At 45.8% G+C, this 12400-nt stretch carries 11 protein-coding genes; all 11 read right to left on the bottom strand.

Going from position 1 to position 12400, the window contains the following annotated elements; genetic code table 11:
- Positions 1–33 precede the first annotated feature (33 nt).
- The 11 genes from ELZ47_RS11940 to ELZ47_RS00390 all read right to left on the bottom strand — a co-directional run bounded on the left by ELZ47_RS11940 (position 34) and on the right by ELZ47_RS00390 (position 12395).
- Positions 34–192 (bottom strand): shikimate dehydrogenase, encoded by a 159-nt coding sequence (locus tag ELZ47_RS11940; RefSeq protein ID WP_126436091.1) that lies wholly within the window; start codon positions 190–192, stop codon positions 34–36.
- A gap of 192 nt (positions 193–384) precedes the next feature.
- Complete coding sequence (adhE, locus tag ELZ47_RS00440; RefSeq protein ID WP_002901984.1) at positions 385–3039, bottom strand: bifunctional acetaldehyde-CoA/alcohol dehydrogenase; 2655 nt, start codon at positions 3037–3039, stop codon at positions 385–387.
- 304 nt (positions 3040–3343) lie between these two features.
- Complete coding sequence (locus ELZ47_RS00435; protein WP_126436090.1) at positions 3344–5149, bottom strand: acyltransferase family protein; 1806 nt, start codon at positions 5147–5149, stop codon at positions 3344–3346.
- Positions 5139–5564, bottom strand: a complete 426-nt coding sequence (locus ELZ47_RS00430; protein ID WP_185756485.1) for an MORN repeat-containing protein — start codon at positions 5562–5564, stop codon at positions 5139–5141. Before ELZ47_RS00430 ends, ELZ47_RS00435 begins: the two co-directional genes overlap by 11 nt.
- Positions 5557–5979, bottom strand: a complete 423-nt coding sequence (locus ELZ47_RS00425) for a low molecular weight protein-tyrosine-phosphatase (RefSeq protein ID WP_126434952.1) — start codon at positions 5977–5979, stop codon at positions 5557–5559. Before ELZ47_RS00425 ends, ELZ47_RS00430 begins: the two co-directional genes overlap by 8 nt.
- A gap of 277 nt (positions 5980–6256) precedes the next feature.
- A complete protein-coding gene (locus ELZ47_RS00420) occupies positions 6257–6826 on the bottom strand; it encodes a nucleotidyltransferase family protein (RefSeq protein WP_126434951.1) in 570 nt (189 codons plus the stop codon).
- Positions 6823–7821, bottom strand: a complete 999-nt coding sequence (gene ruvB / locus ELZ47_RS00415; RefSeq protein WP_126434950.1) for a Holliday junction branch migration DNA helicase RuvB — start codon at positions 7819–7821, stop codon at positions 6823–6825. The genes ELZ47_RS00420 and ruvB overlap by 4 nt, the downstream gene beginning before the upstream one ends.
- 557 nt (positions 7822–8378) lie before the next feature.
- Positions 8379–9425, bottom strand: a complete 1047-nt coding sequence (locus ELZ47_RS00410) for an aldose epimerase family protein (protein ID WP_126434949.1) — start codon at positions 9423–9425, stop codon at positions 8379–8381.
- Positions 9426–9449: 24 nt separating this feature from the next.
- A complete protein-coding gene (gene lacD / locus ELZ47_RS00405) occupies positions 9450–10487 on the bottom strand; it encodes a tagatose-bisphosphate aldolase (RefSeq protein WP_126434948.1) in 1038 nt (345 codons plus the stop codon).
- A gap of 14 nt (positions 10488–10501) precedes the next feature.
- On the bottom strand, positions 10502–11680 hold the full coding sequence (locus tag ELZ47_RS00400) for an SIS domain-containing protein (protein WP_126434947.1): 1179 nt from the start codon (positions 11678–11680) through the stop codon (positions 10502–10504).
- A 310-nt stretch (positions 11681–11990) separates the two neighbouring features.
- Positions 11991–12395: a PTS sugar transporter subunit IIA gene (locus ELZ47_RS00390; protein ID WP_125330685.1), complete on the bottom strand. Its 405-nt coding sequence runs from the start codon at positions 12393–12395 to the stop codon at positions 11991–11993.
- Between the last annotated feature and the right edge of the window lie 5 nt (positions 12396–12400).

The following is a 12400-nucleotide window of genomic DNA, read 5'->3' as shown; positions in this document are numbered from 1 at the left end:
TCAATCACAAGTAGTCAGAAGGTTTACGTCTTTTTATCCTAGCAAGCTCCTTTCGTTAAGAGACCTAGAGCTCACGTCGCTCCTCTCCTCAGCATCAATGTCTCTAAGCTCGGCTTCGACCAAAGGTCTTGCCTGGCTAATTGTTTCTTCAAGGTGGGCAGCTTTTGTCCCAAGGAACAAAACTGCATCCACTGCTCTATGATTCAACTTTGTCCTACGGCCCCGTTTCGTTAAGTTACCTAGAGCTCACGTCACTCCTCTCCTCAGCATCAATGTCTCTAAGCCCGGCTTCGACCAAAGGTCTTGCCTTGCTAAGACACATAGAAATATCCCCTGCCAAAGGGCAGGGGATGACCAACAAACTGTCTTATGGAAGCTACTCGCTTATTTGCGGCGTCCTGGGCGTTCCTTGTAACCATAGTATGCGTCTTCGATGATTTCCTGCATGTGGTCAACCATTGGAAGTCGTGGGTTGGCTGGAGAACATTGATCTTCATAGGCAAGGAAGGCCAATTCGCGTGAATGTTCTTTCCATTCTTTTTCGTCAATACCTTGAGCCTTGAAGTTCATTTCGATACCGACACGTTCTCCCAGTTCATAAACAGCTTTTGCGTAAGATTCAACCCCTTCTTCCGGAGTAGAAGCTGGGAGTCCAAGCATGCGTGCGATATCTTGGTATTTCTCATCCGCACGGTAGTAGTTGTACTTAGGCCATGTCGCTGTCTTAGCTGGACGTGTACCGTTGTAGCGGATTACGTATGGCAGCAAGATCGCATTTGTACGACCATGGATCGTATGGAACTGAGCACCAATCTTATGGGCCATAGAGTGGGAAATTCCCAGGAAGGCATTGGCAAAGGCCATACCAGCAATAGTAGAGGCATTGTGCATCTTTTCGCGAGAATGGAAATCAGCATTCTTAACAGAGCTTTCCAGATTTTCAAAGACGAGTTTGATAGCTTGGAGAGCCAAACCATCTGTAAAGTCGCTGGCCATCTGAGATACATAAGCTTCTGTTGCGTGAGTCAGCACGTCCATACCAGTGTCCGCTGCGACAAATCCTGGAACAGTCAGTACCAGAGCTGGGTCTACAATGGCTACAGTTGGAGTCAGAGAGTAGTCAGCGATTGGGTACTTGCGGTTGTTAGCCTTATCAGAGATAACGGCAAACGGTGTTACTTCTGAACCTGTACCAGATGTTGTAGGGATTGCTATAAACTTAGTCTTCTTACCAAGCAATGGGAATTTGAAGGCACGTTTACGGATATCCATGAATTTTTGCACAAGGTCACGGAAGTCCACTTCTGGTTGCTCATAGAAGAGCCACATTACTTTAGCTGCGTCCATTGGTGAACCACCACCAAGCGCGATGATTGTATCAGGTTTGAAAGTACGCATAATCTCTGTACCACGTTCAACGGTTGTGATATCTGGATCTGGTTCTACGTCTGCAAAGATTTGGTAAACAACCTTATTACGACGAAGATCGAGTTGTTCGATGATACGATCTAGGAAACCAAGCTCTACCATAGCATGGTCTGTTACGATCATGACACGTTCCACATCGCGACATTTTTGCAGGTATTGGATAGAGTCACGCTCGAAGTAAGTTTTTGAAGGGAGTTTCATCCATTGCATATTATTTCTACGTCTTCCTACTTTTTTGATGTTCAAGAGATTCACAGCACTAACGTTATCACCAACTGAGTTGCGACCATAAGAACCACAGCCCAGAGTCAGTGATGGCAGGAAGGCATTATAAACATCTCCGATACCGCCGAAAGTAGAAGGTGAGTTGCAAATAACACGGATGGCACGAACAGCCTTACCAAATTCCTTGGTCAATTCTTCGTCCGCTGTATGGATAGCAGCTGAATGACCAAGACCATGGAATTCTACCATTTGACGGGCTTTTTCAACACCGTCTTCACGAGATTCAGACTTGAGAACAGCGATGACAGGTGACAGTTTTTCACGTGTCAATGGCTCTTTTTCACCAACTTCTTTACACTCTGCGGCCAAGATATTCGTATCTTCTGGCACGCTGAAGCCTGCTTGCTCTGCAATCCAAGTAGCTGGCTTACCAACGATATCCGGATTGAGCTTAGCACCAGCACAGTTCTTGCTGTTTGCCTTAGCACCGAAGCAGAATTCTTCCAACAGAGCTTTTTCTTTCTTATTGACAAAGTAAGTATGGTAAGATTTGAACTCTTCTACAAATTCATCATAAACTTCCTTATCAATGATAACCGCTTGCTCAGAGGCACAGACCATACCATTGTCAAAGGACTTAGACATAACGATATCGTGCGCTGCTTGACGGATATTAGCGGATTTTTCCACATAAGCTGGTACGTTTCCGGCACCAACCCCCAGAGCTGGCTTACCACATGAGTAAGCTGCCTTCACCATTGCATTACCACCTGTCGCAAGTATAGTCGCAATCCCTTCGTGGTTCATAAGCGCAGAAGTTGCTTCCATAGATGGCGCTGTAATCCACTGCACACAGTTTTCAGGCGCTCCTGCTGCAATCGCAGCATCACGAACGATTTGCGCTGCATGAGCAGAAGATTCTTGAGCTGATGGGTGGAAAGCAAAGATGATCGGATTACGAGTCTTCAAGGAAATCAAAGATTTGAAAATCGCTGTTGAAGTCGGGTTGGTAGTCGGTGTGATACCGCAGACAACACCCACTGGCTCCGCAATCAGGGTCAAACCAGTTACATCATCTTCTTCAATAACGCCAACAGTCTTCGTATGGCGCATATTATTCACAACGTGCTCACAGGCGAAAAGGTTTTTAGTTGCCTTGTCTTCAAAAACTCCGCGGCCTGTTTCTTCATAAGCGTGCAGAGCCAACTCACCGTGAGCATCCAAAGCTGCTACAGAGGCCTTGGCTACAATGTAGTCCACCTGTTCCTGATTCAGCTTTCTCATTTCCTCTAGTGCAACCAGACCTTTTTGCACCAATTCATCGACATGCTTTTGCGCTGCCAAAGCCTTGTCTTCTTGTTCTACCGTTTTCTTCTTTTCAGCCATTCTATTCCTCCAATGGTTTTGCCTTAGGTTAGACGAAGAACACTAACCTTTGTTAAATATTTCACAATTTAATTATAACCTATTTAATGTTTTTTGTAAACACTTTCACTTAACATTCACAAACTTTTTCCTGTTATTTTGTGAATGCCATACAATAAGCGCTGATTTGCCAGATTATTTTTGTCTATTTTGTGAAAAACTTTTTTAATTTTTTATAGATTTCACATACTTTTGTTTTCACATAATATATGAAAGCGCTTTCTTTGCTTAGATATAAAAAGCTCGGATGGACCGAGCTGATTATTTATGGTTTCACATTACCTGAATTTGCTTCATCTATGGCTTGCTTAATGGTATTAGCATAGAGAGTTCCCCCTTCAATGATGGACTCTGAGTTCGAGCCAAAGTGGACATAGTCTGTCCCTTCCCAAATCTGAGGATTGTCGATAGCGGTCTGATGCCAGTCAGCCACAAAGACATAGTCGTACTTCTTGGCTAATTCCAGCTCATACTCCCGCTGCTGGGCCAAGACACCGCCCTCTGAGCGACCATCATAAGGAGTCACGAGAATCAGTTGATGCCCCTTAGGCAGGCTGGAAACATATTCATCCAAAAGTTCATTTGAATAACCGGACGAATTGGTTCCAAGAGCCAGGACAACCTGCTTCTTCAGCACCCTATTAGCAATATCTGTCTTATAGACCTCCAAGCCTGTACTCAGACTACGGCTAACGACAGTGTCTAGCTCGATTCCTGGCAAGATCTGCTGCAATTGATCGCTAGAGCGCAGGGCAACCGAGTCGCCAATCATAGTAATCCCGTCCGCCACATTGTACTCAGTCGCCTTGGACTGATCAACCTGACTGCGAGTTGTCTGCATCTTAGTGTCTGCTTGATTCAGAGCGTTGACAATCAAACTTTCCTCAAAAGCTCCTACCTTTGGTGCTGTCACCGAGATAAAGAACATGATTAAAGTCAGTGGAATCATACTGTAAAAAATTGGTCTGGTAAGAGACGATAGGTCCATCTTGGTTCCCATGATAACTGGCTGGCGACCAGCAAGAGTTGGCTCCAAGATGTAGAAAGACAAAGCTGCAAAAGTAAGAGACAGCAGCGTCGTCAAGAGAACAGCCAAGCCGTTACTCATCAGCTGGGTGAAGATAATATAGAATGGCCAGTGGAAGAGATAAACTCCATAGCTGGTATCTGCGATAAAGTTGATAACACTAGGCTCCTTCACATCAGGGAGCTTGTCATGCAACATCCTAGCTGCCAAAATCATCAGACAGGCCAAGGTAGTCGAAATCAAGAATCCTACCAGGTAGGTCCAAAGGTTGTCAAACTTAAGCAGGAAGCTGAGCAAAAGCAAAATAGCTGCGCTGCCCCCCATAATTCCTAGCACTTGCTTGAGAGCCAGCTTTTGCTCCAGCATCTTAAAGCGACTGCTGACATGGCCGACACCAGACAAAGTAGCCAAGATGCTTCCTGCAAAGAAAGGAAAGACGTGGGTCAAACTTGAAAAATAGATGTCAGAGTAATTCTTAGTGGTCAAAGCGCCAGCAAACATTGATACAAAGCTGACCAAAAAGAGACCTACAGAAACCAGCGCAATCATACCGCGATAGCGGGCCGTTGACTTAGCAACCTTGCCCAAGCCCCAAGCAGCCAAGCCCCAAAGAACATAATAGTGAACTTCTAAAGCCAGACTCCAAGTATGAATCAGGATGTGTGGCACAAACTGACTCTCATAATTGCCGCCAGATAGCATTTCATAAAAGTTGGTCACAAAGCCCAAAGCAGCCGCAATCTGCGTCCCAATCCCAGCCACAAAATCCTTACGAATCAAGAGGGTAAAGGGCATAACGACCAAAATCATAAAGACCAGAGGCGGTACAATCCGATAAAAACGCCGTTTGAAAAAGCCTTGGATATCGATTTCTTTCCTCTTGGCAAACTCGTCAATCAGCAGAGCAGTAATCAAGAAACCAGAAAAGGTAAAGAAGATATCCACGCCAATAAAACCGCCAGGGAAAACGCCCTGGAAGTAATGATAAAGCAGAACTAGAAGCAGCCCCGTGATTCTGACGAGCGAAAACCATTTAATGCGCATTTTGATAAATTCCTTGTTTAAACGTTCCTTCATAAACGACATTGCCTTCTGTCGTTAGCTTTCCTTGTCCATCGGCCTGACCCTTGCTGAAGTCTCCTTCATATTTCCAGCCAGCCTGCGAGGTAAAGGTCCCTTTGCCGTCAAAGATGCCATTGCGAAATTGACCGCTATAACTGTCCCCATTTTGAAAAGTCATAGTCCCCTGACCGTTCATCTTCCCGCGAACCAAGGTCCCGTCATACTTGATCTTGCCCTGATCCAGCGTTAAAACGCCCTTACCAGGAATCCCCGAAGTAAAGACCAGAATAGCTGACAGTACAATGACCGTTACAGCTAAGAGTTCTAAATTCTGCCGGGTCAGATAGACCTTGTATTTCTCGTAAAATTCTTTTACTTTATCCATATTCCTATCCATCCAAACGCTCTAGCCACTTCTTGCAGCCAGCCAAGACCAAATCATAGGTTTGGTCAAAATCTCCTGTGTACCAAGGATCTGGTACACTTTCTTCTTCAAACTGATAAATTTTATGCTGAAAATCTTCAGGCGCCATCCGCTTCAAATCTCGGACATTGCTTTCATCCATACCAATGACGTAGTCAAAATCCGCAAAATCCGCTGCCGAAATCTGCTGAGAAGTCTTATTCCTATCATAAGCAATATCATATTTCTTAAAAATAGCCTGTGTCCCCCGATGAATGGGATTGCCGTGCTCCCAGCTTGAGGTTGCCCGGCTCTCGATTTTCAGTTGGTCTGTTAAACTCTTCATGACGAATTCTGCCATCGGACTGCGGCAGATATTGCCCAAACATACAAATACAATTTTCTTCATACAATACCTCGCTATCTATTATAACAAAATAATGGCAAAAACTAGCCCTGAATCGTTTACAGTTTCCTGATTCTCGTTGAAAACTGACAAGCCCTGCCCCTCTCATGTCTAAAAATAGCAAAAAAACCACCCATTTGGTGGCTTTTTGTAGGGAGATTATTTTTTAAAAAGAAAAAAGTTTTAGGAGTTAAGTTAATTTCTTAACTTGGTCATAGTATAATATCCATTCCTTAAAACTTCCTTAAAATAACTTAAACATTTTACTCTTAATTTTTACTTATTTATTGGGATAGTGGCATTCCAGCTGCGGCCAGCGTTTCTGCCAATTCTTCTTAGCCAAGCGCTCAGCAAACACACGCTGGCGCTCCTTATTTTCAAGAAAATGAGGAGTAGGTCTGACCTGAAAGTTTAAGATATCCTCCAAACCATAGGGAGCAAAAAGTTCCAGTTTGTCATTTGCCAGCAAGCGCAGGCCGATAGCAGTGCAGCGCTCAGGATACTTACTCATGGCTTCGCAAGCATTTTTATAAGGAGCCGTTCCAGGACTATGGCGGTGCATATAGGCTTGATTTCTGAGCTCCCATCGATACTGTGGCCAGTCTGACTTGAGCTTGGCTTCCAGCTCTATCGTCTCTGCCTCGGCATAACTCGGATCAAAGAAAATGACATCTACATCCGTCTCTGAGTCAAAACCTGGTCGCTCTGACAGCATATTCCAGATGAAATTCCTCACACATCCGGCCGCTAGCCAAGAATCCTTGAGCTCCAGACTGCGAATAATTTCCAAAATCGCTCGGATGTCTGGATCTTGACCTAGTTGGTCTAAAATCTCCTTTTCTGTCATCATTCCTTCATATACTCATATCCTAGATGCTCATAGGCTTTACGGGTAGCCACGCGCCCAGTCCGTGTCCGCATGACGAAGCCTTTCTGAATCAGATAAGGCTCATACATGTCCTCCACTGTTTCACGCTCCTCAGCAATATTGACCGAGAGGGTTCCCAGCCCCACGGGACCGCCACCGTAGACCTCAATCATAGTCTTCAAAATCTTCTGGTCCACATAGTCCAGTCCTTCCTGGTCCACATCCAGCATGGAGAGAGCCTGGTCGGTAATCTTATCATCAATCAGGCCATTGCCCATAATCTGCGCATAGTCCCGGACCCGCTTGAGCAAGCGGTTGGCAATCCGCGGTGTGCCTCGGCTACGCAGAGCCAGCTCCTTCGCAGCCTCGTGGGTAATATCCATCTCAAAAATCTCTGCCGTCCGCTCAACGATTTCCGTCAAGTCGCCAGCTTCATAATACTCCATGTGACCAGTAATCCCAAAGCGAGCACGCAGAGGATTGGACAGCATACCTGCCCGAGTGGTCGCCCCAATCAGAGTGAAAGGCGGCAAATCCAGATGGACACTGCGACTGGTCTCGCCTGAGCCAATCATAATGTCGATGTAAAAGTCTTCCATAGCGCTGTACAGCACTTCCTCTACTGCCATTGGCAAGCGGTGAATCTCATCTATAAAGAGGACATCACCCGGCTCAAGGTCATTTAAGATTGCAACCAAATCACCGGACTTTTCAATCACCGGACCTGAAGTTTGCTTGAGATTTACGCCTAGTTCATTGGCAATGACAAAGGCCATGGTCGTCTTCCCCAGACCTGGAGGGCCAAAAAGCAGGGTGTGATCCAGCGCCTCATCCCTCAGCTTAGCCGCTTCAATAAAAATCTTCAGCTGATTCTTGACCTTGTCCTGACCGATATACTCCTGTAAATACTGGGGGCGCAAGGTGCGTTCCACCAATTCCTCATCACCCATTAATTCATTATCTAAAATTCTACTCATAGAACTATTATAGCAGAAAATAAGGCAGAGGAAGCAAATCTAATCCACGTCTGAACACAAAAAAAGACCACCAGATTGGGTGGCCTTTATGGGAGATTATTATGAAAAAGTTTAGGATTTCTATCAAATAAAGTTAGGAGGTCTTCATTTGATACTCATAGTATACTGTCCCTAACTTAAAGAAACCTTAACTTTGTATAACGTATCCTTTAAAATTTAACATTTGAGTTACAATCCGATAAACTTCCTGTCTTATTCTAAAATTTGAGCAAAAAAAGACCACCGGATTGGGTGGCCTTTATGGGAGATTATTATGAAAAAGTTTAGGATTATCAAACAAAGTTAGGGGGCTTCATTTGATAAAAATAAGTATAGCAGTCTTACCTTAAGAAAAACTTAAAGTAAAATTCAGTTAGCAAAAAAGATTTTGCTTTTGATTGTGGAGGCTCTTTCCTTGCTCAAGATTAGCTACTGAAAACATAGTCGCTGAAAACTGGACAAAGAAAAACGGCAGAAGGAGGTACTGCCGTTTTCTGTGCTCTTTCGCGATTGTTTCTTTATAAAGTTGCTTTTACATCAGCAAAATACACTGTCCTGCTGGTGAAAATCTGACCGGCCTTGAGAATGACATCTGACTGCTGGCTGCTGTGAATGGCATCCGGCAGAGCCTGAGCTTCCAGAGCCAAGCCATTATGCTGAATCATAGACTGTCCATCAAATTGAACCGAATCATCTACGCAATTCGCTGAATAAATCACTAAGCAGGGCGCCTGAGTCTCAATAGTCAGACGGCGGCCCGATGCTGGATGATAGAGCGCGCCTGCCTGGTCTCGGCTTGGGCTTAGCGCAAAAGGATGATCCAAGCCAGATACCAGCTGGATTTGCTCGTCTGGCGCGTCGAAAATTTCCTTAAGGGCAGCGCCCTTGGTCAGCTTCTTAACAAAGTCACACTCTGCATCAGCCTTTTTATCAGGAAGGCCATCAGCTGCGATAGGGTAGACACCATCGGTATTGAGCTGCAGAATATGGTCATCAATGGGCTGATTGAAACGACCAGACAGGTTGAAGTAGCTGTGGTTGGTCGGATTGAGCAAGGTATCCTGATCAGTCTGAACTTGATAAGAGATTTCCAGCTCGCCTTTCTCTGTCAGGGTATAGGAAACCCAGATTTTCAGATTGCCCGGAAAACCGCCAGTTCCGTCAGTCCGCTCTGTATAAAAGATAAGTCCGTCATTACTGACTTCCTCTACTTCAAAAACCGCACTATCCCAGCCGCTGGATCCACTATGATTGCAGTTTGAGCCATTATTGGTCTCTAGCTGAAAGGTCTGACCATTCAGCTCAAAAGCCGCTCCGGCAATACGCCCAGCCACCGGACCAATACTGGCTCCGTGCTTAGGGCTGTTTCCAATATAATCCTCAAACTGATCAAAGCCAACGACGATATTGTCAAAGTGATTATCCTTATCAGGAGTAACATACTGGACGACGGTCGCTCCGTAGTTCATGACTGTCAGACGATAACCTCGATCGTTTTCAAAGGTATAAGCCAGAATCTCCTGACTTCCCAGCTTGCCAAAAATGGATTCTCGGTAAGATTTCATACCAAACCTCTTTTATCTATCCTGTTAAAAATCACGAACTTGCCAAGTTCTGTCTTCAAAAGGCAGGTCAAGCTTGTCCACCCAAGACACCGCTGTTTGGCGCAAGACTTGATTAAGATCCTCAATATTCTGACGGCCTGTCTCGTCCAGCCACTCTTGAGCTGCTGCAGCTCCCTCTTGGGCAAAGACAGAAACCGCATCCTTCCAGGTAGCCCGTCCGCACAGAACTCCGTTAAACTGTGAGCCCGCTTTATGGGCTAGCCGCAGCGTTTCTTGGAAAAGTTCGGCACTGACACCAGCGCTGAGGAAGATGAAAGGCAAGTGCGTCGCATCTGACTGTTCTTTAAAGAAAGCTCGGGCTTCCGTCACGCTGTAGACTGGCTCAACTCCTTCTTTGGTGAAACCCTCGACAAAGTTCATATTGACTGGCACTTCAACCTTTAAGACATCTACATGATAACGGGGATTTGAAAAGAGCTTGACTGCCTCGTTGACCTTATGCGGCTTAAGCTTGGCATAGTTAGCGTCCAAGACACTGTCACTCTTAGCATCATAGGTTAGAATCTCCAGAAAATAGGGAATATCCTCAGCTAAGCATTCGCTGCCCACGCGCTCAACCCAGGCCTGCTTGATGTCGTTGATTTCCGGCTTATCATCCACATCATAGTAAATCAAGACCTTGACGGCATCTGCGCCCATGTCTCGGATGCGACTAGCTGACCAGTTTGGCAGCAAGTCTGGCAGGCGGCCCTCGGCTGTCGCATCATAGCCAGTCTTCTCGTAGGCCACTATAAGCCCGCAGGACGCATCCCGCAGCTCTGCTGCCGGCAGACCGAACTCTGGATCCAGCAGGATGGAGCTGGCATAGGGCGTCAACTGACTGGAGATTAATTCTTTAAACTGAACCAGAGCTTGGTCACCAGAAGGCGCATCTTCTCCACTAGCCAGCATTTTCTTTAGCGAGCCACGCTGGTCAATGGCTAAAGCCCCGATAATTCCCTGCTCGTCTGATAATTTTTTCAAATGGCTCACTTTTTTGTGGCTGATTTGTAATTTCTCCATAGATTTTCCTTTTCTTACTGCCCAAGAGGGTGAATGATAACTCCCTGTACTACACGATTGACTGTTCCTGTCGGAGATGGTGTATCTGGACGGTTCTTAACCTTGAGCGAGGACAAGAGAGCAAAGAGCTGAGCGTAAACGATGTAAGGGAAGATGCGATAGCTATCTCCCAGAGGCTCTTGGGTACTTAGCACTACTTGATCGACTCCTTCCAACTGCTCCTCTCGGTCAGTCAGCAAGACTAGTCTGCGGACAATCCCGTCACCAGCCACTTCCCGCACCAAGTCCAAATCATAAGCCTTGGTATAGGCATCTGTCGAACCAAAGACCAAAACGACTGTGTCTTGGTTAATCAACGACTTAGGTCCATGCCGGAAGCCGACTGGGCTTTCGTACATGGTCGCAATTTGGCCGGCTGTCAGCTCTAAAATCTTAAGCTGGGCTTCATGCGCCAGACCAAAGAAATGCCCTGCTCCCAGATAAATGACCCGACTGAAATCCAAATCAACCAGCTGCTGCACATCTGCAACGCGTTCTAAAACATCCTGACTGAGCTGAATCAGAGCCGCAACCTTGGCTTCCTTCTGGGCTAGTTCAGCCCGATCAAAGACCAAAAGGGCTGTCAGCATCATGGAACTGAAGCTAGAGGTCATGGCAAAACCAGCATCATTAGAAGCTTCCGGCTGCAGGAGCAAAAGATTCTTCTCATCACCTTGGGCCTGCTGGGCTAGCTTGCCTTGGGCAGCACAAGTAATGGTAATCTGATACAAGTCATCCACCAGCTGCTTAGCCAAGTCCACAGTCGCTACACTTTCTGGGGAATTTCCACTGCGGGCAAAGGAAACCAGCACTGTAGGCACTTCTCTCTTCAGATGTACCAAGGGATTGGCTACGATATCTGTCGTTGCAATAGCGTTAAAATTCCATTTGCGCTCATCATACATCTGCCTGAAATAAGGCGTCAAGGTATCTCCGACATAGGCTGATGAGCCGGCTCCAGCAAAAATGACCTTGATGTAGTCATATTTGTCCTCGATTTTTTTCAGAAAAGCAGCGATATCTGCGGCCTGAACCTTGTAAAGTTCAAAGGCTTCCTGCCAAACCTCAGGCTGCTGATAGATTTCTCTCGTTGTGATGTCAGCCCCCAGACGCTGCAATTCTTCCTGTGAATAATCTAACATTCTCTTTCTCATTCCTTTCCATCATTTGAAAAAAGGGGGAGCGAGACAGAATCCAGAAAATCAAAGATTTTCGGCTCGCTGTCCCACCCCCGCAACGATGGCTAGACTTGAAATATACTTTTAACAAGCTTTTTCAAACCAGACAGCGACTGCATTTTGCAATGCTGAACCATCCATTTCCCTAGGTCAAGAGGCATCTCCCAAATTCCTCTTAAACCAATATGCTTGAATCATCCACTGTGGCTCGGCCTTACCTATCAGCAGTCTCCCATCTGCTGACAACGCACTGACTTCACCCAACTAGAAGTGATTGTTCAAGCTTTTATTCATCTTCATCATCCATTAGGCCAGCTAGAACATCATTGACCTTAACAATATTCTCTGCTGCCTTGGATGGATAGCTGACTTCTGCTCCTGTCAAAGATGCATTGATAAACTCAATGACCATGGGCAGATTGACCCCCGCATAAAGCTCGATATCCTGTCCTTCCATAATGAAGCGGCTGACTACATTACAAGGAGTGCCCCCCAAGAGATCCGCAAAAACCAAGTAATCCTCAAAGTCTTTGACTGTTTCTAAGAATTTAGCTGCGAAGTCTTCTGGGCCTTCCTCTGGAAGCAAGGCTACTGCATAGATGTCTTCCTGAGGCCCCATAATCATTTCCGTAGTGGTCTTCAGCTCCTCACAAAAGCGGCCGTGGCTAACTAAAACTAATTTCTTACTCATAAATC

The sequence above is a fragment of the Streptococcus sanguinis genome, assembly GCF_900635155.1.
Taxonomy (GTDB): Bacteria; Bacillota; Bacilli; order Lactobacillales; family Streptococcaceae; genus Streptococcus; species Streptococcus sanguinis_G.
The sequence above is the reverse complement of the archived record's forward strand: the minus strand, read 5'-3'. Positions and strand labels throughout refer to the sequence as shown.